This window comes from Demetria terragena DSM 11295 (assembly GCF_000376825.1).
GTDB lineage: Bacteria > Actinomycetota > Actinomycetes > Actinomycetales > Dermatophilaceae > Demetria > Demetria terragena.
In genome coordinates, this window is the sequence record NZ_AQXW01000004.1 from 2,111,623 (window position 1) to 2,135,292 (window position 23,670).

At 65.3% G+C, this 23,670-nt stretch carries 23 protein-coding genes; 19 read left to right on the forward strand and 4 right to left on the reverse strand.

The genetic code is table 11. The annotated features are described in order from the left end of the window. Positions 1–28: 28 nt before the first annotated feature. From F562_RS0114455 to mgrA, 7 genes are read left to right on the forward strand one after another with little or no spacing between them, the layout of a single operon-like run. Positions 29–682, forward strand: coding sequence for an SDR family oxidoreductase (locus tag F562_RS0114455; protein WP_018157684.1), 654 nt, complete (start codon positions 29–31; stop codon positions 680–682). Positions 683–715: 33 nt separating this feature from the next. Continuing rightward, a complete protein-coding gene (locus F562_RS0114460; RefSeq protein ID WP_156822677.1) occupies positions 716–1,159 on the forward strand; it encodes a fluoride efflux transporter FluC in 444 nt (147 codons plus the stop codon). Beyond that, entirely contained in the window at positions 1,156–1,527 is a 372-nt protein-coding gene (gene crcB, locus F562_RS0114465) for a fluoride efflux transporter CrcB (RefSeq protein WP_018157686.1), read from the forward strand. The genes F562_RS0114460 and crcB overlap by 4 nt, the downstream gene beginning before the upstream one ends. A gap of 25 nt (positions 1,528–1,552) precedes the next feature. Further along, complete coding sequence (locus F562_RS19405) at positions 1,553–2,437, forward strand: DMT family transporter (protein ID WP_040385341.1); 885 nt, start codon at positions 1,553–1,555, stop codon at positions 2,435–2,437. Positions 2,438–2,448: 11 nt separating this feature from the next. After that, positions 2,449–3,300 (forward strand): CoA transferase, encoded by an 852-nt coding sequence (locus tag F562_RS19410; protein WP_040386027.1) that lies wholly within the window; start codon positions 2,449–2,451, stop codon positions 3,298–3,300. Then, on the forward strand, positions 3,297–4,757 hold the full coding sequence (locus tag F562_RS0114480) for a hypothetical protein (RefSeq protein ID WP_026181300.1): 1,461 nt from the start codon (positions 3,297–3,299) through the stop codon (positions 4,755–4,757). The genes F562_RS19410 and F562_RS0114480 overlap by 4 nt, the downstream gene beginning before the upstream one ends. 22 nt (positions 4,758–4,779) lie before the next feature. Continuing rightward, positions 4,780–5,814 (forward strand): L-glyceraldehyde 3-phosphate reductase, encoded by a 1,035-nt coding sequence (mgrA, locus tag F562_RS0114485; RefSeq protein WP_018157690.1) that lies wholly within the window; start codon positions 4,780–4,782, stop codon positions 5,812–5,814. A gap of 7 nt (positions 5,815–5,821) precedes the next feature. Here mgrA and F562_RS0114490 read toward each other — a convergent pair whose 3' ends face one another. Further along, complete coding sequence (locus F562_RS0114490) at positions 5,822–6,847, reverse strand: ATP-dependent 6-phosphofructokinase (RefSeq protein ID WP_026181301.1); 1,026 nt, start codon at positions 6,845–6,847, stop codon at positions 5,822–5,824. Between F562_RS0114490 and F562_RS0114495 the strand changes: the two genes are divergently transcribed. The 4 genes from F562_RS0114495 to F562_RS19415 are packed head-to-tail and all read left to right on the forward strand — an operon-like array spanning position 6,842 to position 10,601. Next, complete coding sequence (locus tag F562_RS0114495; RefSeq protein WP_245553659.1) at positions 6,842–8,221, forward strand: glycosyltransferase family 4 protein; 1,380 nt, start codon at positions 6,842–6,844, stop codon at positions 8,219–8,221. The genes F562_RS0114490 and F562_RS0114495 overlap by 6 nt on opposite strands. Then, positions 8,202–8,921, forward strand: a complete 720-nt coding sequence (locus F562_RS0114500; RefSeq protein ID WP_018157693.1) for a class I SAM-dependent methyltransferase — start codon at positions 8,202–8,204, stop codon at positions 8,919–8,921. The genes F562_RS0114495 and F562_RS0114500 overlap by 20 nt, the downstream gene beginning before the upstream one ends. Before the next feature lie 44 nt (positions 8,922–8,965). Continuing rightward, positions 8,966–9,970 carry a prenyltransferase/squalene oxidase repeat-containing protein gene (locus F562_RS0114505; RefSeq protein ID WP_051080255.1) on the forward strand — a complete coding sequence of 335 codons (1,005 nt, stop codon included), beginning with the start codon at positions 8,966–8,968 and terminating at the stop codon, positions 9,968–9,970. Continuing rightward, on the forward strand, positions 9,957–10,601 hold the full coding sequence (locus F562_RS19415) for a class I SAM-dependent methyltransferase (protein ID WP_018157695.1): 645 nt from the start codon (positions 9,957–9,959) through the stop codon (positions 10,599–10,601). Before F562_RS0114505 ends, F562_RS19415 begins: the two co-directional genes overlap by 14 nt. On the opposite strand, the gene F562_RS0114515 is transcribed toward F562_RS19415, so the two are convergent. Further along, positions 10,564–12,096, reverse strand: coding sequence for an amidohydrolase (locus F562_RS0114515; protein ID WP_018157696.1), 1,533 nt, complete (start codon positions 12,094–12,096; stop codon positions 10,564–10,566). The genes F562_RS19415 and F562_RS0114515 overlap by 38 nt on opposite strands. Between F562_RS0114515 and F562_RS0114520 the strand changes: the two genes are divergently transcribed. From F562_RS0114520 to F562_RS19425, 6 genes are all read left to right on the forward strand, one after another. After that, complete coding sequence (locus F562_RS0114520) at positions 12,001–13,677, forward strand: flavin-containing monooxygenase (protein WP_281164112.1); 1,677 nt, start codon at positions 12,001–12,003, stop codon at positions 13,675–13,677. The two genes, F562_RS0114515 and F562_RS0114520, sit on opposite strands and share 96 nt — an antisense overlap. Further along, complete coding sequence (locus F562_RS19420) at positions 13,674–14,510, forward strand: ABC transporter ATP-binding protein (protein ID WP_018157698.1); 837 nt, start codon at positions 13,674–13,676, stop codon at positions 14,508–14,510. Before F562_RS0114520 ends, F562_RS19420 begins: the two co-directional genes overlap by 4 nt. Then, positions 14,507–15,328, forward strand: a complete 822-nt coding sequence (locus F562_RS0114530; RefSeq protein ID WP_018157699.1) for an ABC transporter permease — start codon at positions 14,507–14,509, stop codon at positions 15,326–15,328. The genes F562_RS19420 and F562_RS0114530 overlap by 4 nt, the downstream gene beginning before the upstream one ends. Positions 15,329–15,415: 87 nt before the next feature. Beyond that, positions 15,416–16,729 (forward strand): hypothetical protein, encoded by a 1,314-nt coding sequence (locus F562_RS0114535; RefSeq protein ID WP_156822678.1) that lies wholly within the window; start codon positions 15,416–15,418, stop codon positions 16,727–16,729. 67 nt (positions 16,730–16,796) lie between these two features. Further along, positions 16,797–17,978: an acyl-CoA dehydrogenase family protein gene (locus tag F562_RS0114540; RefSeq protein ID WP_018157701.1), complete on the forward strand. Its 1,182-nt coding sequence runs from the start codon at positions 16,797–16,799 to the stop codon at positions 17,976–17,978. A 148-nt stretch (positions 17,979–18,126) separates the two neighbouring features. Further along, the gene (locus F562_RS19425) at positions 18,127–19,035 is read left to right on the forward strand and encodes an endonuclease domain-containing protein (RefSeq protein ID WP_051080175.1); all 909 of its coding nucleotides are present in this window, start codon (positions 18,127–18,129) and stop codon (positions 19,033–19,035) included. 74 nt (positions 19,036–19,109) lie between these two features. Here F562_RS19425 and trxA read toward each other — a convergent pair whose 3' ends face one another. Further along, complete coding sequence (gene trxA / locus F562_RS0114550; protein ID WP_018157703.1) at positions 19,110–19,478, reverse strand: thioredoxin; 369 nt, start codon at positions 19,476–19,478, stop codon at positions 19,110–19,112. Positions 19,479–19,545: 67 nt separating this feature from the next. Here trxA and F562_RS19430 point away from each other — a divergent pair, with 67 nt between their 5' ends. Next, positions 19,546–20,748, forward strand: coding sequence for a YbfB/YjiJ family MFS transporter (locus F562_RS19430; protein ID WP_040385343.1), 1,203 nt, complete (start codon positions 19,546–19,548; stop codon positions 20,746–20,748). Here the strand turns inward: F562_RS19430 and F562_RS20360 are convergent. Beyond that, positions 20,706–21,476, reverse strand: a complete 771-nt coding sequence (locus F562_RS20360; RefSeq protein ID WP_018157705.1) for a class I SAM-dependent methyltransferase — start codon at positions 21,474–21,476, stop codon at positions 20,706–20,708. The genes F562_RS19430 and F562_RS20360 overlap by 43 nt on opposite strands. Positions 21,477–21,607: 131 nt before the next feature. On the opposite strand from F562_RS20360, the gene F562_RS0114565 reads away from it, so the two are divergent. Next, complete coding sequence (locus F562_RS0114565; protein WP_018157706.1) at positions 21,608–23,650, forward strand: NAD(+) synthase; 2,043 nt, start codon at positions 21,608–21,610, stop codon at positions 23,648–23,650. The last annotated feature ends 20 nt before the right edge of the window (positions 23,651–23,670 follow it).

The window sequence follows — 23,670 nt, forward strand, 5'->3', positions numbered from 1 at the left end:
TGAACGGTAGCGGGCGTACCGTCGAGGCATGGCAAGCATTCTTCTCATTGGTGGACACGGCAAGATCGCCCTGCTGGCCGAGCCGCTGCTCGCGGCCGCTGGTCACACGGTAGACGCAGTGATTCGAAACTCCGATCACGCTGCGGAAGTCGAAGCAGCACAGGCAAATCCGGTCGTCGCGGACGTCGAGAACATGGATACCGCGACTCTCGCTGAGTTGGTGTCCGGTCATGACGTCGTCATTTGGTCGGCTGGCGCAGGCGGGGGCAACCCAGCCCGGACGTACGCCGTTGACCGAGATGCCGCTATCCGCTCGATCGACGCAGCGCAGGCCGCAGGGGTATCGCGCTATGTGATGGTGTCCTATTTCGGTGCCGGCCCGGGGCACGGTGTCCCTGAGGACACGGGCTTCTACCACTACGCCGAAGCCAAGGCCGCGGCCGATGAACACCTTCGGTCAAGCGCGCTCGACTGGGTCATTCTTGGGCCCAGCCGCCTCACCGATGACTCGGCAACCGGCCACGTCAGCGTCGGGCCGTCGGACAAGTCCGAGGTGCCTCGCGCTGACGTTGCCGCGGTGATTGCAGCGGCTGTCGACACCCCTGCGTTGTCGCGAATGACCTACGAGTTCAACGGTGGCGACATTCCCGTGGCCGAAGCAGTGGTCCAGGCGACGCGTTAGCGACGTGCCGACCAGCGTGCCAGGGCAGGGCCGATGACGACGCCGGATGCTCCCAGGCCAGCATCCCTTGGTCAGGTACTTCGGGAACGGTGGGACCTGGTGCTGGTCATCGGGCTCGGCGGTGCGCTCGGCAGCCTTGGGCGTTGGGGTGTCGCCGGAGCGATGCCCCACAGCGGAGCCGACTTTCCGTGGTCGACTCTGCTGGTCAATGTGCTGGGCTCCTTCCTTCTGGGCTCCGTCACCGTCCTCGTCGGGGAGGTATGGCCCCGCCAGCGCTACCTTCGTCCCTTCGTGGGTGTCGGCCTGCTCGGTGGCTTCACGACCTTCTCGACCTACGCGCTTGACGCCCGAGGCGCACACGCGGCGGGCAGTCCTGCAGTGGCCATGAGTGCGCTGGTGCTCACCCTGATGCTCGCGATTCCGGCGGCCTGGGCCGGGCTACGGCTTACCCGCACGATGGTCAGGCGACGGCCATGACCGCATTAGCCGTAGCGATCGGTGGCGCACTCGGTGCTGCGATGCGCTACCTGATCGATGTCTTGGTCCAGGAACGCAACCGGGGGCCCTTCCCACGAGGGACGTTGGTCGTCAACGTGATGGGCACGTTCGTCCTCGGGCTTGTCCTCGGCCTTGCCGAGGCAGGTTCACTGGGTTCGGGCGCGGTCGCGCTGCTGGGATCTGGCGTCTGCGGCGCGCTCACGACCTACTCCACCTTCTCCGTCGACACGGTTCGACTGCTGGAAGAACACCGCATACCGACCGCGGCACGATATGTCGGGTTGAGCCTTGCGCTCGGAATGATCGCCGCCGTCGCGGGCTGGAGCTTGGCCCTCCTGCTGACCTGACTTTCCGTTCTGGCACCCTGCTCAGGTGAGTCGTCGTGCGTGGGTGCTATTCGCCACCATGTCCCTGGTATGGGGCGTCTCCTATCTGTTCATCAAGGTCGCGGTCGAGGAAGTGTCCGTTCCGCTGCTCGTCTTCTCCCGGACAGCAGGTGGCGCGATCGCGTTGCTGCCGTTTATCGCCCGGCGGGGCTGGGCGACCGCGCTCGATGACGTACGCCGCCACTGGCGCTGGATCCTCGCGTTCTGCGCCCTGGAGATGCTAGGGCCGTGGTTCTTGCTGTCCTCGGCCGAGCAAAAAATCGACAGCTCGCTCGCCGGACTCATCATTGCGGGAGTCCCGATCCTTGCCGTCCTGGTGGGATGGCTCCTCGGAGACCGCGAACATATCGGACCGGTCCGGTGGGCGGGCCTGCTCCTCGGCTTGCTGGGTGTCGGTGTTTTGGCGGTGCCTGAACTCAGCGGCGGCGAGGCCTTTGCGGTCGGGCAGATGGCCCTGGTCGTCCTGGGGTATTCGACCGCGCCGCGCATCCTCGCGCACAAACTCGGCGGCGTACCTGGCCTGACCGTGGCAGGCGCATCGCTGGCCATGGCGGGCGTGATCTATCTGCCGTTCGCGCTGCTGACCTGGCCGAGCGAGACGCCTTCCCCGGGGGCCTTGGGCTCGATGGCCGCACTCGCGATCGTGAGCACCGCGCTGGCCTTCGTCGCATTCTTCGGTCTGATCGCCGAGGCCGGGCCGACCCGGGCGATGGTCTTCACGTACGTCAACCCCGCCGTCGCGGTCATCGCCGGCGTCCTCATCTTGGATGAGAAGGTGACCGCCGCCATGGTGCTGGCGTTCCCGCTCATCATCGCGGGGTCCGTCCTGGCGACCCGTCAAGGTCGGCCACAGACGCCAGCTCCGGCGTAGCATCAACGGTGATGCCACTCACCGGACTTCGCCTCGTGTCGCTTGCCGTCAACCTGCCTGGTCCGATTGCGGCTGCGCGCCTGACGTCGCTCGGGGCGACAGCCACGACGGTGTTGCCACCGTCGGGCGACCCACTCGAGACGCTGTGGCCCGAGTGGTTCGCCGAGCTCCATCAAGGTCAACGACTCCTGACCCTTGACCTCAAGGATCCGGACGGCGCCGCGACGCTGGACACCTTGCTCGCACAGGCCGACATCCTGCTGACGTCATCTCGCCCGGCGGCACTCGCCCGGCTGGGACTGGACCGGGCGAACCTGTCCGTACGCCACCCCGCGCTGTGCCAGGTCGCCATCGTCGGGCACGCAGACGCCGACAAAGCGGGGCACGACCTGACCTACCAGGCAGAGGCCGGGCTGCTCACCCCGCCGCAGTTGCCGGCGACCTTGCTCGCCGATATCGCGGGAGCCGAGCGCGCGGTGACGGAGGCGCTCGCGGCGATCTACCAGCGTCATCGCACGGGAGTCGGCGGAGTCCGCGAGGTAGCCCTCGCAGATGTCGCGGAGGATTTCGCTGAGCCGTTACGCCGCGGAGCGACCACCTCGAACGGGGTGCTGGGTGGTGCGCTGGCGACGTACGCGATCTATCCCACGGCCGACGGGCAGATCGCCGTCGCCGCGCTCGAGCCACACTTCGCCGAGCGCCTCCACCACGCTCTCGGGGTGGACCTCAACACCACCGAGCTTGCGGTAGCCTTTGCGGCCAAGCCCACCGCCCACTGGCTCGATGTCGCGGCGCAGCACGACCTCCCGCTGGCCGCAGTCCGGGACGTAGGGGAATCCCACCAGGCACAATCGCCACTATGAGTGACATGACCGGGGTGGTTTTTCCCACGTCAGGCGAGACCCGCAGCACAGGGGCCCTGGGACGCGCCGTCGTCGCGGCTGCGTTGGAACCCATTGACCCCGTCGGGGCGTCCGCCGCGCGGGCCGAGACAGGGTGGCGCCGCGAATACTTGAAGCACTTCAAGCGGTTGGTCGAGGCGGCGGGCCGGGATCCAGAGGCAGCGGTCACCTCAGCACGCGCGGGCCTCGCCGCACTGCATGAACAGATGCGCTGGGTCGATGAATCAGGTGAGCACCCGCTTTCTGCGGCGGTCCGAGCCGGCACTCCTCCAGCCACTGAAACCATCGAGGGCATCGGTCAGCCAGAGACTGAGCTCTCTATCCCGTTGCGTGGCAACCGACTTCGGGGTGACGACCTGCGAAGGCAACTCGACCGCTGGGTCGAAGGCGGGGTCATGGAGCCCGGTGCGCGCGACGCGCTCGGGGTCGTGATGGATAACCCGGACTGGCTGCGCTTTGAGGGCAAGACACTGGTCGTGCTCGGCGCTGGCGCAGAGATGGGTCCGATGCGATCGGCGCTGCGGTGGGGAGCGACTGTCGCTGCCGTTGACCTGCCACGATCGGACATCTGGGATCGAGTCATGGTCTATGCCCGAACCCGAGCCGGTCGCCTTCTCGTGCCCACCCGCACTCAGGGGGATGCTCGGCTGGAGGAGCGAGCGGGACTCGACGTGCTGCACGATCCCGCGAGCGTCGTGGCCTGGTTGGGCGGGATTCCGGGCCCCTTGGTCTTAGGCAACTATGTCTACGCCGACGGCGGCACGAACCTGCGGCTTTCCGCTGCGACAGAAGCGATTTCGATGGGTCTGCGGCAGCAACGCGACGATCTAGCGTTGGCCTTCCTTGCGACACCGACCGATGTGTTCCAGGTTCCCGAAGGTGCCGTCGAATACTCGAACCGTTCCTACCAACAGGCGGGAGGAGCTATCCGTCGGGTACGCACCCCGCTGCGCGTCGCGTCGCGCGGGCGCCTTCTGCGTCGGCAGTACGCACCGCTACCCGAGGGCCCTGCCATTTCCGACACCATGGTGCCGCAGCAAGGGCCAAATTATCTGCTGGCCAAGCGGATTCACCGTTGGCGAGCGAGTGTTGCCGCGGCCGACGGACAGCTGGTGTCGATGTCAGTTGCTCCGCCGACGCGTACTCAGTCGGTGCTCAAGAACCGGGCTCTGGCAGCGGCCTATGCCGGTGCTCACCGTTTCGGCGTGGAGATCTTTGAGCCGGCCACGGCAAACACGGTGATGGCGGCGCTGCTGGCGTATGACCTGCACACCGGCGGTGTCAGTGCCCGACAGGGCACACCCTTCGAACAAGAGGGAGTGACAGCGGTGCACGGCGGCACCTGGCGGGTGGCCTATGACCCGCGCTCGGCATTGGGAATCGCCGCGCTGCTTGGCCTCGGTGCTGCACGGCATTAGTTCTTTACGCCACGATGGACCCATGAACGACATCTATCGCGCGGCCGATGCCCGCTATGACGCCTTGTCCTACCGTCGATGCGGCCGCAGCGGGCTCGATCTCCCCGCCGTGTCCCTCGGCCTATGGCACAACTTCGGTGACGACGTTCCACTGGAGCGTCAGCGGGCCATCCTGCGTCGGGCCTTCGACCGTGGCGTCACACACTTCGATTTGGCGAATAACTATGGACCACCACCGGGTTCAGCCGAGATCAATGCCGGACGAATCCTGGCCGAGGACTTCGCTCCGTATCGGGATGAGCTGGTCATCTCCAGTAAGGCTGGTTACGACATGTGGCCCGGTCCGTACGGTCAGGGCGGCGGCTCACGCAAGTATGTGCTCGCCTCGCTGGACCAATCGCTGTCGCGCACCGGGCTCGACTACGTCGACATCTTCTATAGCCACCGGTTCGACCCGACCACGCCGCTCGAGGAGACGATGGGCGCCCTCGACACAGCCGTTCGTTCCGGGAAGGCGCTCTATGCGGGTATCTCCTCCTACAGCCCCGAACACACGCGACAAGCGGCCGCGATTCTGCGCGATATGGGTACGCCGCTGCTGATCCATCAGCCGTCCTACTCGATGTTCAACCGGTGGATTGAAGACGAGTTGCTCGACACTCTCGGCGATCTGGGAGTGGGGTGCATCGCGTTTTCGCCCTTGGCGCAAGGCATGTTGACCAGCAAGTATCTCAACGGCATCCCGACCAATTCTCGTGCAGCACAAGGAAAGTCCCTCGACCCCGACACGTTGGACGACGCGGCACTGTCCCGCATTCGCTCGCTCAACGACATCGCCAAGAGCAGAGGTCAGTCGCTTGCCCAACTCGCCCTGGCCTGGGCACTGCGGGACGACCGGGTGACATCGGTGCTGATCGGGGCCTCCAGCGTGGAGCAGCTCGATGACAACCTGGCAGCGCTGCAGCACACGGCGTTCGATGCGGCCGAACTCGTCGAGATTGACCGGTACGCCGTGGAGTCCGACATCAACCTGTGGCGGCGCAGCTCGCAGACCTGACCCGGCGTCAGCCGAAGAGAATCTCTGCCTCTTCATAGCGAGCCAGTGGCACCGTTTTGAGGGTGCTTGTGGCTTCGCCAAGTGGGACGGTCTCGATGTCGATTCCTTTGAGCGCCACCATGGTTCCCCACTTCTTGGCCGCGGCCGCATCAATGGCCGCGGTGCCAAACCGAGTGGCCAGGACGCGGTCGTACGCCGTCGGGCTGCCACCACGCTGGAGGTGACCGAGGGTGGTCGACCGGGTCTCGATGCCCGTCCGTTCTTCGATCATGGGCGTCAGTCGATGGGCGATGCCGCCGAGACGGGGGCGACCGAATGCGTCGAGGCCGTGCTGGGCGATCACTTCCTCATCACCATCCAAGACGAAGCCTTCAGCCACGACGACAACGGGAGCGCGCCCACGCGAACGAGCCTCCTCGACCCATTCGCAGATCTGCTCCAGGCTGGTCGACACCTCGGGGATGAGGATGGCGTGCGCCCCGGAGGCCAGACCCGCGTGCAGTGCGATCCAACCGACGTGCCGGCCCATGACCTCGACCACCATGCAACGGTGGTGAGCCTCGGCAGTGGTGCGCAGCCGGTCAATCGACTCGGTCGCGATGGAGACAGCTGTATCGAATCCGAAGGTGTAGTCCGTCGCAGACAGGTCATTGTCGATGGTCTTCGGCACGCCGATGACCTTGATGCCCTCGTTGGACAGCCGCTCCGCCGCCGCCAGGGTGCCCTCGCCGCCGATCGCAATCAGGGAGTCCATCTCGGCGCGAGCCATGACCTCCCGAATCCGTTCGATTCCGCCTTCGCCTTCATAGGGATTCGTTCGGGACGTCCCGAGAATCGTCCCTCCCATGCCGGAAAGTCCGCGAACCCGCTTCCGTTTCAACGGAATGCAGTCATCCTCGACGAGCCCGCGCCATCCGTCGCGTACGCCGATAAACGTCTCGTCATAGATTCTGGTGCCCTTGATGACGGCCCCGCGGATCACCGCGTTGAGGCCGGGACAGTCGCCGCCACTGGTCAGGATGCCGATATGCACAGGCCCAGTGTTCCGGGCCACGGGCCACATGGCGAGTTGTTCTCAGGGGGTGAAAAGCGTGCCGCTAAGGTTACTGGCGAGTTGGCCATCCGCAAGGGGAGAGGAGATGCAGTGCGCATCGCGCTGTCGTCGTACCGATCCAAGCCCCACTCCGGCGGTCAAGGCATCTACGTGCGCAATCTGTCGCGAGAACTCCACCGTCTTGGGCACGACGTCGAAGTGTTCTCCGGTCCGCCCTATCCAGAACTCGATGCTGGGGTACGCCTCACGCGACTGCCGAGCCTGGACCTCTATCGCGATGAGGACCCGTTCCGGCGTCCCGCGATGCGCGAGTTTCGCAGCGACCTGGACATGCTGGAGTACCTCACGATGTGCGCCAGTGGGTTCGCTGAGCCGCGAACATTTTCCTGGCGCCTGAGCCGACATCTGCGCCCTCGGCTGGACGAGTTCGACATCCTGCACGACAACCAAACGCTCGGCCCCGGGCTGCTGGACATCGCGCGCCGGGGGCTGCCGACGGTCACCACGATTCATCACCCAATCACGCAGGATCGGCGTCTGGAACTTGCCCATGCGCGCGGATTTGCGCGCATCACCAAACGCCGCTGGTATGGCTTCGTCGGCATGCAGCGTCGCGTGGCACAAAGCTCCAGGAACCTCATCACCGTCTCGGAGCAGTCGGCACGCGACATCGTCACGGACTTCGCAGTTCCCCGTGAGCGCCTCGCGGTGGTCCCCGTAGGAGTCGACGTGGACGTTTTTACGCCGACGCCGCGCGCGGAGCGTGTCCCTGGCCGCATCGTCACCATCGCCTCGGCAGACGTGCCGCTGAAAGGGCTGAGCGTTCTGATCGACGCTTTGACGTGGCTGGACCCGTCGATGTGGTCCGAACTCGTGGTCGTCGGCACGCCGTCGGAGCGTACGAACAAGGCACTCGCCGACGCCGGATTGCTCGACCGGGTGCGTTTCGAGCAGGGGCTCTCGACCAAGGATCTGGCCGGGCTCCTTGGTTCCGCGCACGTCTGTGCGGTGCCCTCGCGTTATGAAGGCTTTTCGCTGCCAACGGTCGAGGCGATGGCCTGTGGAACACCCCTGGTCGCCAGCCGCGTGGGTGCCCTGCCTGAACTGGTGGGTGAGGACGCGGGCATCCTCGTCGAGCCCGGAAACGCCGAAGCCCTCGCGCGCGGTGTGCGTGATCTGCTGGTGGACCCGACCCGCGCCGCGGCGCTTGGTGCTGTCGGGCGTGAGCGTGCGACCTCTACCTATTCATGGCGTGCGGTGGCCGAGGCGACTGCCGAGATCTATACCCGCGTACTCGCCGACGAACGACCGGGACCCCCTAGGAGGCCGCTCGATGATCACGATCGACTTTGACCGATTCCCCGTGATGCCGGGGATCTCGGTGCTGGACGTCGGCTGTGGGCAAGGCCGCCACAGCTTTGAGGCGTTGCGCCGGGGTGCCGCGGTGACGGCGTTCGATAGTTCAGAGAGCGACCTGGCCGACGTGAAAACCATGTTCGGTGCAATGGAGCTGGAAGGCGAGGTCGCGATCGGCGGACAGGGCCAGGTACGCCACGGCGACGCCCGCGCGATGGAGTTTCCTGACGCGACCTTCGATCGAGTCATCGCGGCCGAGGTGCTGGAGCACATCCACGAAGATGTGGACGCGATGAGGGAGATCGCGCGGGTGACCAAACCCGGTGGCCTCGTGGCTGTTTCGGTCCCGCGGTGGTGGCCCGAAAAGGTGTGTTGGTCGCTGTCTGACGAATACCACGAGGTTGAGGGCGGGCACGTACGTATCTATCGCCAGAGCCAACTCACCGAACGACTGAAGTCTGTCGGGTTGGACATCCTTGGATCCCAGCACAAGCACGCGCTGCACTCGCCGTACTGGTGGCTTAAGTGCGCGGTGGGCACGGATGCCGAGAACGCCGCGACGAAGGCGTATCACCGGATGCTGGTCTGGGATCTCATGAAGGCACCCAAACTCACGCGCTGGTCAGAGGCTGCGCTCAACCCGCTCCTCGGTAAGAGTGTCGTCATCTACGCCCGCAAGCCGGGGAACGGCTCGTAGTGGTGCAGGCAGAGCCCGCAGTCGATGCGACGTTGACTGCCGAAATGCTCAGGCGCACAGGGGGTTTCATCCTTGGTCAGCAGGAAGAGTCAGGGGCGGTTCCTTGGTTCACCGGGGGGCAGCTCGATCCGTGGGATCACGTCGAAGCGGCCATGGGATTGGCAAGCCTGGGACACCACGACGCGGCACTTGCGGCATACCGCTGGTCGGCTCGCACGCAGTCCGCGGACGGCTCATGGCCAATGCTGGTCCGCGGCGGGCAGGTCGAGGACGCTGCGTCCGACACCAACCAGTGCGCCTACATTGCGACCGGTGTGTGGCACTTCTTCATGGTCACCAGACGAGTTCAGGTGATGCGCGAGATGTGGCCAACGGTCGACCGTGCGATCGAGTTCGTGGTGGACCAACAACAGCCTGGGGGAGAGATCATCTGGGCGGTGTCGAGTGATCGGCGACCAGACACCTTCGCGCTGCGTACGGGCAGCGCCAGCATCCTGCACGCGCTGGAGTGTGCCCTGGAGATCGGTCGGGTTCTGGGATACGCGCGGCCGTCTTGGCAGGACGCTGCGGATCGCCTTCGTGTCGCTCTCGTCACCAGACCGGAGAACTTCGCGGAGCGCGCGCGCTTTTCCATGGATTGGTACTACCCGGTGCTCGCGGGTGCACTGCGGGAGAGTGCTGGTGTCGCTGCGCTGCAACGAGATTGGGAGCGGTTCGTGCTGCCCGGGCGTGGCGCCCGGTGTGTCGATGACCGTCCGTGGGTGACGGTCGCCGAGAGCTCTGAGTTGGTGCTGGCACTTGACGCGGTCGGACGCACTGATGAGGCGTGGGCAATTCTCCGGGACATTCAGTACATGCGCGATCCCGACACCGGGGGCTACTGGACAGGCCACGTCGTGGACGACGACGCGTTCTGGCCCGTTGAGCAGACGACCTGGACCGCGGCAGCGGTCGTTCTTGCCTACGACGCGCTCACCAATTCGACTGGCGGAGCCGGGATCTTTCGTGATCTGAGCCAGGTTCAGGAGACCGCAGATGTTGCCACCTGACGTCGCCGAGATCGTCTCCGGCATTAAGGGTTTCATGCCGCCGGACGAGGGCGCGGCGTTGTATGACGCGGCCGGTCGCGCCAGCGCTGGCACCTGGCTGGAGATTGGGACCTACTGCGGCAAATCCACGGTGCTTTTGGCGGCGGCTGCCCGCCAGGTAGGCGCCCAGGTTGTGACCGTCGATCACCACCACGGGTCAGAAGAGAACCAGCCGGGGTGGGAGTGGCATGACACCTCGATGGTGGACGCGAGAACCAGCCAACTCGATACGTTGCCGACTTTTCGGCAGACCTACGACGACCACTTGGCTGGCGTCGTCAGTGCGGTGGTCGGGACGACGGCACAGGTCGGAACCTGGTGGTGTACCCCGCTCGACCTGCTCTTTCTCGACGGCAACCACACCGAAGAGACCGCTCAGCACGACTTCGCGGCATTCGCGCCGCACGTGGTGGTCGGCGGAACGCTGCTGGTGCACGACGTCTTCCCTGACCCGGCCGACGGCGGACAAGCACCGTGGCATGTCGTGCAACGGGCCGAAAGAGAGGGCTTCACCACCGTCGAGGTGTTCGGATCTCTCCGGGTTTTGCGACGCCTCAGCGCGAATGAACAACCCGGCCGGCGACCATCGTAAGGACGGGGCGCGTGGTGCGTACCGCTTCGGCAACCTGGGCGGAGTCTCCTTCAAAATCAAGGGGATTCGTGTCGAGAAGGATGAGGTCTGCAGGCATTCCGGTGACCACTGTTCCGCGGCCATCCGTCGAGTCCTGAAGAGCCTCTCGCACGGTCAGCGCCTCCTGTGGTTGCCATGCTGGGCGGTCATCGGCCGACCGGTGCACCGCGGCGGCTATGGCCAGCCAGGGGTCGAGCGGGGCGACCGGCGCGTCCGAACCGAGGACAAGTTGTACGCCTGCCCGGCGCATGGTCGCGAGGGGGAAACATCGATCGGCGCGGTCACCCCAGCACTGGTCCATGACGTCGCGGTCATCCCAGAGGTGCGCGGGCTGCACACTCGCGCGAAGGCCCAACGCGGCAAGGCGGGGAACATCCGCTCGTGACACCAGTTGGGCGTGCTCGATAGAGCCTTTGGCGCCGGTTGACGCGAAGACGTCGAGGACATCAGTGAGGGCCCGATCGCCGATAGCGTGGATGGCGGCCTCCAGGCCCGCGTCCGTCGCCTGGCGCAGCAGCCACTCCAGTTCTTCTGGCGTGACGTTCTGAATGCCCATGGGTTCGTCGAAGTCACTGGCATCGAGAAACGGCTTGCAACAGTAAGCAGTTCGCGTGTTGAGCGATCCATCGGAGATCACCTTGAGTGGCCCCATCGTGATGAGCCCAGACCCATCAAGGGGGTCGCCTGTGCGGTGACCGGCTTCCAGGACGCCCGCTAGTGCCTGGCGGTAGACGGACGTGCGCAGTCTGAGGGTGTCGAGTCCGGCGGCAACACGGCCCGGCCATTCCCGATAACCCTCGCCCATTTCCATGTCGCCGACACCGACCACGCCCATCGCGGCGGCTTCGGCCATGACCTGGTGATAGCCGGTGACGAGCAGGGCCTCCGCCCCGGGAAGGAGCGCTAAGCGAGCAAAGGCGGGCCACCAATCTTCCTCAACGAGAACACCCTCTCGCGGAGGCTCGCCCAGCACGTGAAACGCCGAGGTCGACAACCAGCCGTGGTGAGCATCGCCACTGACCAGGACGACGGCCGCGTCACCCACGGCGGCATCAAGGTCAGCAGTCGTCGGTTGCCGGTCCCACAGCGCGGGGCGCTGACCGAAGCCCTGGACCACGTGCCACGGATCGCTGTCGCCACGCGCGCGGACGTAGTCGCCCACCATCGCAGCTGCCTCCTGCGCTGACTGAGCGGCAGAGACATCCACGCGAGTTTTGCCCATCGCCCATTGGCCTAGGTGGACGTGGTGATCCCACAGCCCAGGCAGCAGCCAACGGCCCCCACCGTCGTGAATCTCGCCACCGTCAGCAGCCAGCCCCGACCCCACTTCGACGATCCAACCGTCGCGGATGAGGACATCTTGAGGTTCGTCCGGTGCGGGCGTGGTGAGCGGGACAAGCCGGACATTCCGCAACAGACAAGATCGAGCCACGGTGGGTGCGGGATAGTCGGTCACGCGGGCGAGTATGCCCGGTGCTGCGCAGGCGGCAACCTTCGGTTCGGCTGGTCAGTCGCCCGCACGATTTACGCTTGGGCGGTCAATCGACGAACAGGAGCGGTCATGGAGCACGCGGTGGACTATGACGTGATCGTCGTGGGAGCAGGAATCAGCGGGATCAACGCCGCCTACCGGCTGCAAGAGACCGACCCCGCGCTGTCGTACGCGATCCTCGAGGCACGGGACAATCTCGGCGGCACCTGGGACCTGTTCCGCTACCCCGGAATCCGGTCGGACTCGGACATGTACACGCTCGGATTCCCGTTCGAGCCCTGGACCGGTGGAAAATCGATCGCCGACGGCGCCGACATCTTGGACTACCTCAAGGCGACAGTGTCCAAATACGCCATCGACCAGCGTATTCGATTCGGGCACAAGGTCACTCACTTCTCATGGAGGTCAAGTGAGGAGTGTTGGATCGTGACGGTCAACACCCCAGAGGGCGAGAAACAACTTCGCTCGCGGTTCATCTACTTGGCATCGGGCTACTACTCCTACGAGACGCCCTATCGACCAGAGTTCATCGGTGAGGACAGCTTCGCCGGGCAGATCATTCACCCGCAATTTTGGCCAGACGACCTCGACTATCGCGGCAAGCGGATCGTCGTCATCGGCTCGGGCGCGACCGCCGTGACGCTGGTGCCCGCCTTGACCAGGGGTGGTGCCGAGCACGTCACGATGGTGCAACGCACCCCGTCCTATTTTCTGCCGCTGCCCGATACGGCGCCTACGCCGGGGCCTATCGCACGTCGCTTGAGTCAGCAGCGCGCACACTCCGTGGCGCGGTGGCGTAATGCCGTCCAAACGGTCGGCTTCTACCAATTCTCCCGTCGAGCGCCTGGTCTGGCGAGCAAGATGCTGCGCGGCGCGGCACGGCGCACCGTCGGGGAGACGTACGACGATCGCGACTTCACCCCGCCGTACCAGCCGTGGGACCAGCGCCTCTGCATCATCCCGAACGGAGACTTCTTCCATTCCTTGCGCAAGGGCGACGCGAGCATCGTCACCGACACCATCGAGGAGTTCCGGCCCGAGGGCATCCACACCACAGGCGGGACGGTGATCAAGGCGGACATCGTGGTCACGGCGACCGGCCTCACCATCGAGTTCGCGGGTGGCGCCACCTTCGACATCGACGGCGAGTCACTCCAGATCTCGGACCGATTTGTCTATCGCGGTTGCATGCTCGAGGGCGCTCCCAACCTCGGGCTAGCGGTGGGATATGTGAACGCTTCTTGGACCTTGCGCGCGGATTTGTCAGCGCGCTTCTTCAGCCGGGTTGTCGATCACACGCGTCGCACGGGCAAAGCGGCCTTCGTGCCGCGTCCAACCGGGGCAATGGAGGCGCGCCCCTTCCTTGATCTAGCAAGCGGGTACGTCCAGCGCGCCAGCGGCTCACTGCCCAAGAGCGGCGACCGGGCGCCGTGGCTCGTCCGGCAGAACTATCTGCTCGATGCGGTCGAGATCCGTCGCGCCACCATGGACGACGACCTGGACTATGTCGCGCGGGCGCAGACCAGGGAAGGCTTGCGATCGTGAACGACAACTACCAGTTTCCTGCGTGGATCGCGCAGGCCGGACTGGCCGTCATTGTCGGTTCGCTGGTCATTGCGCTGGCCGTTCGATCAGTTCGGCGCACGAAGCGCTCGGGAATGTCACCGGGCGGCCCGCTCCTGTTTCTCCGCGGCGTGCGCAAGTCCTATCGAGGTCGGCCGGTGGTGCGTGGCATCGACCTGATCGTGGCGCCCGGTGAGGTTCTCGGCATCCTGGGGCCTAACGGTGCCGGGAAGACGACACTGATGCGGATCGCAACAGGCTTGGTCTATGCCGATGGCGGATCCGTGCACCATCCAGATGGTCCAGACCTTGCGTTCGGTGCGGCGATCGCTCGACCTGGTGTGCTTCCCCATCTGAGTGGTCGCGCCAATCTGGAGCTGGCGTGGGCGGCCACCGGCCGACCCGATCACGAGGCGTATCTCGCCGAAGCGATCGCTGGTGGTGGCCTGACTGACGCCGAACTCGACCGCCGCGCAGGCGATTACAGCCAAGGAACCGCTCAGCGGCTGGCGATTGCATTGGCCATGCTGGGGCGCCCGCAGTTGCTCATTTTGGACGAGCCGACGAACGGCCTTGACCCGGTGCAGATTGAGCATCAACGCGATGTGCTGACGTCGTACGCCCAAGGTGGCCGAGGCGTGGCGGTCTCCACCCATCTGCTGGATGAGGCCGCTCGGATGTGCACCCGAATCGTGGTGGTGAACGACGGCGAAGTGGTGGGCGAGCTGGATGGGCCGGCGCTGTATGCACCGCACGAAAGCGTGGTGGAGACCCTGACCTCGTTTTACCGCCAAGCGGTGGGAGGTACGCGATGACCTCGCAGATGCTGCAGGTGCGGGTCGAGGCGCGCCGCATGTATCGACGTCCGGCATGTGCCCTGGTCCTTGTCCTGGCCGCGGCCTTCCCGCTGCTGCCACTCCTGCTGGCCGCAGTCGGGTCAACGCAGACCGTCCTTGGCTCCCAAGAGGTGACTGCATTCGCGGAGAGCAGCGGACTGTCCTTCACGACTTTTACGTTCCTGCTCGCTGGCCAACTGGTCGTGCCGACGGTGGCGGCGTATTTCTTCGGCGAGTCTCTCGCGCGCGACGCGGAATGGGGGTCCCTTCGCAGCCTCATCGTGGCGGGAGCGAGTCGCGGCCGGATCCTTGAGGTCAAAGCCTTGTGTGCAGCGGCGGCAACTGGCGTGGTGATCGTTGGCTGTGCCGTCACCACCCTGGCTGTCGGCGTGTTGTTCTACGGCTCGGGTTCACTGGATGCTCCCGGCAATTCGAGTATCGCGTTCGGCCCCGGAGTCGGCCGCGTCGGCCTGATGGTGCTCACGATGTTGCTGTGCAATCTGTGGATCGCAGCGCTGGCCTTCCTGCTGTCCGCGTGGTCGCACGGCAATCCGCTCACGGCGGTCGGCGGTCCGCTGATGGTCCTGCTGATCTCGCATCTGCTCGGCACGTTCCCTGGCCTGGGCTACGCCCGCGATTTTCTCCCGACCCGCAGCCACGGCACCTGGATGGTGTGGGCGTACGACCCGGTGCCGACCGACATCCTCTCGTGGGGTGTCTTTGTCTCGGTCCTCTACGCCGCGCTCTTCGGCATCGCGGCGGTGGTGGCCTTCCAGACCAGGGATATATCGGCGTGATTGTCCGCCACGTTCCGGCGAATCGGGTGTCGGTCGTCGGTGGTCAGGGTTACCGTCATGTCCTACCGCAGACCGAGGGGAACCGCCATGAACGAGCAGACGCCGCCGCCTGGACAATTCCCGAATGGGCAGATGCCGCCGGGGCAGGTGCCGCCCGGAGGCCCACCGCCGGAACAGGACCCGGGGCGCACGTATTGGGAGGGTGTGCCTGGGCAGGCGGCCGAGCCACCTCCAGGCGAGCAGGGCGGCAACTCCCGGCGCAAGTGGATCATTGGCGGGACGGCCGCTGTGGCGGTTCCCGTGGTGGTTCTCGGTGGGTTCTTCGGCGCGAGCCTGCTGCGAGGTGGTGAGAGCGGCGCGGGGAGCGCGCAGGAAGCCGCCAGCACGTTCGTTGATTCGTTGGAAAAAAACGACGCCACGCGCGCGACGCAGTTCATCGTGCCAGCGGAGTCCACCGGCCTGCCGGCGCTGATGAATGAAGGCGCTAAGAAGGCTCAGGAAGGCGAAGGCCGCGAGAAGGAAGCCTCACCCAATGACCTCCTCGCGGGTGTCACCATCAAAACCACCGGGGCGAAGACGACCGTGAGTGACCTTCCGGTGCCCGCCGACGGTGTGAAGAAGGTCGAGTTCACCGGCGGTTCGGTGAAGGCCAGTTATGACCCGGCTAAGGCAGATCCGCTGATGAAGGACTTCATCAAGAGCATGGGCGGCGAGAACAAGAAGTCCAGCGAATCTGGGTCGATTGCCGACGCCCGCAAGGAAACGGGCCACAACCCCTACGTTGTGGTCGTCAAGGATGGGGACTCTTGGTACGTCTCGCCGACTTACACCGTCTTGGAGCAAATGGCTCAGGAAGAGGGCGTGAAGCCGGCCGCTGGCACGGTCAAGACCGAGAGTTTCTCCTCGCCGAAGGCCGCGGCTCAGGCCTACATGAAGGCCACCGTCGACGGCGCGAACGCCGGAGATCCGGATGCGGTGTTGAAGACGCTGTCACCGTATGAGGCCCAGTTAATGAAGCGCTACCGGCCATTGCTGGACAAGGAAACCGGCGGCGAGGCGCCGCAGGAGAAAGTGAAGCTCACCTCGAACGAGTTCGAAGAGCCGACCAATGAGGGCGATCGGATGCGGATTCGGCCCAAGAATGTCACTCTTGCCGCCGAGTCCGGAGACTCCGGGGAATCCTTGACCATCAAGGGCGGATGCCTCGTCATCGAGGGCGAGTCGTCCTGCACCGAGAGCAAGTTCGGGCGTTTGCTGGACAAGCACGCCAAGGGCTTCGTGGTGAAGGAAGGCTCCGACGGCTGGAACGTCCTGCAAGGCGCCAGTTCGATCGCGATCGTCACGGACTTCATCAAGGGCGCCTCCCGCGCCGACCTGGAGGACGTCTCCAAGGAGGTCTGATCGGTCCTCGTGGTCGGTCGCGGCTCCGGGCCTGCCATGCTGAGGCTCTCCTGAGAGAGGACTTCCTATGGCGCCAGCAGTCACGACCGACCAACTTTTCGCCCTCGATTCACTGATTTCTGATGACGAGCGCGACATCACCGCAGCAGTCCGCCGATTTGTCGATCAGCGGGTGAAGCCCGACATCGGCGAGTGGTTCGAGCAAGGGACTATCCCGGCCCGCGAACTCGCGCGTGAGCTCGGCGAACTCGGCGTTCTTGGCATGCACCTGGAGGGCTACGGCTGCGCCGGTCTGTCGTCGGTAAGTTACGGGCTGGCGTGCCAGGAGTTGGAGGCCGGAGATTCCGGCATCCGCAGTCTGGTGTCGGTCCAGGGCTCGCTCGCGATGTATGCCATCCATGCCTACGGTTCGGAAGAGCAGAAGCAGGAGTGGCTGCCGCGGATGGCGGCGGGCGAGGCGATTGGGTGCTTCGGCCTCACCGAGCCGGACTTTGGGTCTAACCCGGCGGGCATGCGTACTCGCGCGGTGCGGGACGGCGACGACTGGGTGCTGAATGGCACCAAGATGTGGATCACCAACGGGGCCATCGCCGATGTTGCGGTCGTGTGGGCACAAACCAGTGACTCACCGCGCGACATTCGCGGCTTCGTGGTTCCCACGGCCACGCCGGGATTCAGCGCGCCAGAGATCACAAAGAAGATGTCTTTGCGGGCCTCGGTCACCGCGGAGTTGGTGTTGGAGGACGTACGGCTCCCCGCCGATGCGGTGCTACCAGAAGTCAGCGGACTGGGTGGGCCGCTCGGGTGCCTGACCGAAGCCCGCTTCGGGATTATCTTCGGCGCGATGGGCGCGGCGCGTGATTGCCTGGAGACCGCGGTCTCCTACGCCCAAGACCGGATGGTCTTTGATAAGCCGCTCGCGGCCTATCAGTTGACCCAGGCCAAACTCGCCGACATGGCTCTGGAGCTCGGCAAGGGCCAGTTGCTCGCGCTGCACCTTGGCCGGATCAAAGACGCCGGCACCATCCGCCCGGAGCAGGTCAGCCTCGGCAAACTCAACAACGTGCGCGAAGCGATCGCGATCGCCCGTGAGTGTCGAACAATCCTCGGCGCCAACGGAATTACGTTGGAATACCCCGTGATTCGGCACGCCAACAACCTGGAGTCGGTGTTGACCTATGAGGGCACCTCCGAGGTGCACCAGCTGGTCATCGGAAAGGCACTGACGGGTTCAGCAGCCTTCCGCTGAGTGACCCCATCGGTCACTTGTGGTCAGTGATGAGCCGCCCCAGCATCTCGCGATGACCCCATCGGTCAGTTGTGGTGCCTGATGGGGCGTATGCATTTGCTCCCTGTGGACATCGCTCCGCGAGTTGTTCCTGGGCAAGACTCGACGCATGGACCTTCGCCACCCTTTCACGCGGGCTGAGGGGTACGCCGCCGGTCTGACCGACAGGGACTTCCGCCGCCAGGAGGTGGTGTCGTTGTTCCGCAACGTATGGATTGCCGCCGACGTCGAACTCACGCCCCGGGTGCTCGCGGCGGCTGCTTTACGGGCAGTGCCAGCGGGTTCGTTTCTGTGCCACCGAACCGCCGGCATCTTGCTCGGGTCCGGGGCCGAGGTCGCGGGCGTGGTTGACGTCGGGTCGGTCGGTGATCAGCGATCGCGTCTCAGTGGGATCGAGAGCCACCGCTATCGCGAGCCGCCCGAAACGATGATGCTCGGGCGGCTTCCAGTGACCAGCCCGGCACAGACCTTCGTCGATCTCGCCGCGACGTGCTCACTCGTGGAGTTGGTCACCACCGGAGATCAACTGGTGGCCTCTCGTAGGACGACTCCACGACAACTGATGGCCGTCGCGGATGGCGCCCGTACTCGCGGCGCGCGGACGGCTCGCCAAGCAGCGAGGTTGGTGCGGCCGGGAGTCGAGTCTCGGATGGAAACGGCTGCCAGATTGCTGCTGGTGCTCGCCGGGCTTCCCGAGCCGGTAGTCAACCTCCGCGTCCAGGACGGCAGTGGCCGAGCGCGACGGGTCGACCTCGGGTATCCGGAGTTTAAGGTCGCAGTGGAGTACGACGGGCGACATCACATCGAGCGTGAAACCCAGTGGCGCAACGACATCGTGCGCCGCGAGGACATCGAAGCGCTGGGGTGGCGGTTCATCGTTCTCACTTCAGCGGATGTCTTCGTGACACCGGGACGCTCGGTCGACCGAGTGGCTGCGGTGCTGCGCTCGCGGGGCGCCGTCGTCACGCCGCGGTCCACGTGGCGGCTGCACTTCGCTGGTCGCCCGCAGGCTAGCTGAGTGACAACAGGTGACCGATGGGGTCAGGTACGACGCAATCTGGCCACCCCAGCGACCACAAGTGACCGATGGGGTCAGGATTCTTCCTGGGCCACCTTGGCGCGTACCTCGTCCATGTCGAGCGCGCGCACCTGGCTGATCAGGTCGTCCAGCGCTGCCGGAGGCAGGGCTCCTGGCTGTGCGTGCAACAGGATGCCGTCCCGGAAGACCATGACCGTCGGGATGGAGGAGATCCCGAGAGCGCCCGACAACTCCTGTTGATCCTCAGTGTCGACCTTGCCGAAGGTGATGTCGGAGTTGTCTTCCTTAAGTGAAGCCGACTCATATACCGGAGCGAACTGCTTGCACGGACCGCACCAGTCGGCCCAGAAATCAACGAGCACGATGCCGCCGTCCTGGATGGTGGGCTGGAAAGTGTCGGCGGTAAGCGCCTGCGTGGACATTGATGCTCCTGCACGTCGGTGAATAGTCGTCCGGCAGGTACAACGCATAGAGGCATAGGTTGTTCCAGTGAGGACTCCCACCCGCGCGGACGGCGACGGAAGCCTGTGGATTGCGCTGGGGATGTCAGCCGGTCCCTTGGTGGCCCTGGGCCTGGCGCGGTTTGCGTACGCGCTCCTGCTGCCCGCGATGCGGGACGACCTGGGCTGGTCCTATTCCGCGGCCGGCACCCTCAACACCGCGAATGCCGCGGGCTATCTGATCGGCGCCCTCATCGCGGCCCCACTGGCGGCACGGGTCGGGGCGAGAAGGTGTTTCGTCGCTGGCATGGCGGTCACTGCGGTGATGTTGTTGGCCACCGCCGCGACCGACTCGTTGCTGCTTCTGGGGGTGATCCGGGTGCTGGCCGGAGTGTCGGGTGCCTTGAGTTTTGTGCTCGGCGGTGGCCTGGTCGCCGAAGCTAGCCACGGCGCGAGCAAGGGTCGAGCTGCCGTCATGCTGGGGCTCTATTTCGGCGGCGCTGGCCTGGGTATCGTGCTGGCCGGGCTGCTGGTGCCCGCGGTCCTGTCCGGAGTAGACAGCTGGCGTCTCGGGTGGGTGACGCTGGCGGTGATTGCCGCGGTGGCGACTGTCGTCGTGCTTCCCGTGGTCCGCCGGATATCGGACCCGAAGCCACCAGTGGCAGGGTCGCCGCGATGGGACCGTCGAGCCATCGCGGCGGTGGTGGCGGCATATACCTGCTTCGGGTTGGGCTACATCGCGTACCTGACCTTCGTCATCGCGTTGCTCACCGAGCGCGGCTTCGGCACGGTGGAGGTTGCCGCATTCTGGGCCGTCGTCGGAGTCGCGGCGTTCGCCTCAGGATTCGTCTGGGGTCCAGTTCTGGGTCATCAGCCTGGCGGGCGCGGAATGGCCCTGATCATGGCGGTGCTCGCCGTCGGCACGGCGCTACCCGTCTGGTGGGAGAACCCGGCCACGACCTACCTCAGCGGCCTCTTGGTCGGAGGTACCTTCATCTCCGTCGTCACAGCGATGACGGTCGCGGTACGACAGTCGTTGCCCCAACCCCACTGGACCGCTGGAATGGCCTATGCCACCGTCGGGTTTGGCCTCGGCCAAACGGTAGGGCCGGTCTTGACTGGATGGGTGAGTGACCACTTCGAGAGTCTGACGAGCGGGTTCGTGGTCTCAGCCGTACTCCTCGTCGTGGGTGTCGCCTTCGCGCTCGCTCAACCAGACCGGCGGAGTTCTCCGAGCGACGCCGCGGCATAGGCCACGGCACGGGCCGACCGGATGAGTCGCCGGTTGGAGGCATGCCGGCCCATGGTGAGAACCGTGCTGGTGGTCGCCCTTCCGTCGACCAGGAGCGGTCGGCGTCGGGTCACCTGCATGCCGTACTGGGAGAACTCGGCCGCAAAATCCCATGGAAAGGCGTGCCGCCCGAGATAGGCAGGCTCGTCGATCGTGACGATCTTGGGTGCCAGCCGGGCCAGGGTGCCGAACAGGTGGGCGCTGTCTGGGTGGGTGTGGCGCAGGGTGCGTACCGCGACGATCAGCGCGAATGAGTCGTTTTCGTAGGCCGCGAGTACGTCTTCGGCGGGGCCGACTAAGACCTCAACATCACGCAGTTGCGGATGCAGCTCCCGCATCCGCTCCACCGCGAGCGGGTTGATCTCAACTCCGGTCACGTTCGTGACGCCATGATCGACCAGTGCCGCGAGGGTGGAGCCAAGCCCGCTGCCGACCTCGAGTACGCGATCAGCCGGGCCGAGTTCGCCCGCGTGTCTCAGGACGGCCGCGACGGATGCCTCGGTGTAGGGCAAGGGGGCGACGGGGCGGTCAGGATCGGTCCAGAACAGGCGCTGCCAGCGCAACGACTGCATGGCCGGGCGCCGGATGAGGAGGCGACTCGTCTGCGGGTAGCGGGCGACCACCGCGTCGCGATGCGGACGCACCCGGCGTTTGAGGACCTCGCTGGTCCGCCAAAGTATCCGCTGCATTCCCCACATGCGCGCTAGTCCACGCCAGGGGCAGCCACGGCGCAAGGTTCTGACCAAATTCGTGACCTTCGACAGACGAGATTCGTCCGCTGACCTGATTCCCCGCGTCAGCACCTGACACACTCAGGGACGTGGACTTCTACTCGTCTTATGCACAAGGTTTTGCGCGGATTGCTGCCTGCACCGGGCCCGTACGTCTCGCTGATCCGCACGCCAATGCCGAGTCGATCCTGACTCAGGCGAAGGCATGTCACGAAGACTCGGTCGCGGTGGCGATCTTTCCCGAGATGGGTCTCACCGGGTATGCCATCGATGACCTCTTGCTGCAGGAGACCCTCCTGGCGGAGACGACGGCTGCACTGACGGACCTGGTCACGGCGAGCGCGGACCTCCTACCCGTACTGGTGGTCGGAGCGCCATTGCGGAAGGGATCGCGCCTGTTCAACTGCGCGATCGTGATTCATCGCGGGCAGATCCTGGGGGTCGCGCCGAAGTCGTACCTTCCGAACTATCGCGAGTTCTACGAGAAGCGGCATTTTGCTCCCGGCGACGACCAGCGGGGCGCGACCATCGAATGCGGTGGTCGCGAGGTGCCATTCGGTCCGGACCTGCTGTTCCGCGCCACCGATCTGCCGGGGCTGACCCTGCACGTCGAGGTGTGCGAGGACCTCTGGGTGCCCATCCCGCCGTCGACGGAGGCGGCGCTCGCGGGCGCCACAGTGCTGGCCAACCTGTCGGCGTCGCCCATCACCGTGGGCCGTGCCGATGACCGTCACCTCCTCGCCCGAGCGCAATCCGCCCGCTGCCTCGCGGCCTATGCCTATACGGCCGCTGGCGAGGGTGAATCGACGACCGACCTGTCCTGGGACGGGATGACGATGGTGTACGAAGGCGGCGAACTCCTCGGCGAGACAACGCGTTTCCCGACCGAGGTGGCGGCGACGGTGGTCGACGTCGACCTTGACCGGCTGGCCTTCGAGCGTCGCGCGCAGGGCTCGTTTGATGACAACCGGCGCACGCACGAGGAGCGTGCGGGTGACTTTAGGGAGGTGTCCTTTGAGTTGGGCGCCCCAGCCGGAGACATCGGCCTACGGCGCAAGGTCGACCGGTTCCCGTTCGTTCCGGATGATGCAGAGCGACTCGCGCAGGATTGCTATGAGGCATACAACATTCAGGTCCACGGACTCGTCCAGCGGCTTCGCGCAATTGGCAAGCCCAAGGCGGTCATCGGAGTCTCCGGCGGGCTGGACTCGACCCATGCGCTGCTGGTCGCGGCCCAGGCGATGGACCGGTTGGGCCGACCACGCTCAGACATCCTGGCGTTCACGATGCCTGGCTTCGCGACGAGTGACAGCACCAAGTCGTATGCGACCCGCCTCGCCGAAGCCATCGGCGTGACCTTTGCCGAGTTGGACATTCGTCCCGCCGCCGAGCAAATGCTCCGTGATCTTGACCACCCCGCCGGTCAGGGTGAACCCGTCTACGACGTCACCTTCGAGAACGTTCAGGCCGGTTTACGTTATGACTACCTCTTCCGGCTCGCGAACGCCCGGGGCGGCATCGTGGTGGGTACGGGCGATATGTCCGAGCTCGCGCTCGGCTGGTGCACCTATGGCGTGGGCGACCAGATGTCGCACTACAACGTCAACGCGGGCATCCCCAAGACGATGATCCAGCACGTCATCCGTTGGGTGATCACCGAGGAAATCTTCGACGAAGAGACCGATGAGCTGTTGCAGTCGATCCTCGATCAGGAGATCAGTCCAGAGTTGGTCCCGGCCGGAGCGGGCGAGAAGCCGCAGTCAACGGAGGACGCCATCGGGCCGTACGCGCTCCAAGACTTCAACCTGTTTCATCTGCACCGCAGGGGTGCCCGGCCGAGCAGGATCGCCTTCCTTGCTCACCACGCCTGGCATGACAAGTCGACCGGGGGATGGCCGACCGGCTACCCCGAGTCGAAGCGAATCGACTACGACCTAAACGAAATTCGCCATTGGCTCGAAATTTTCCTGAAGCGTTTTTTCGGTAACCAGTTCAAGCGTTCCGCGTTGCCCAACGGGCCGAAGGTGGTGTCGGGTGGTTCGATGTCGCCGCGGGGTGACTGGCGGATGCCATCCGACGCGAGCGCCGATGTCTGGATTGCCGAGCTGGAGCGCTGCGTACCGCGACCTTAGGGATATGCGTCTGCCTAGGC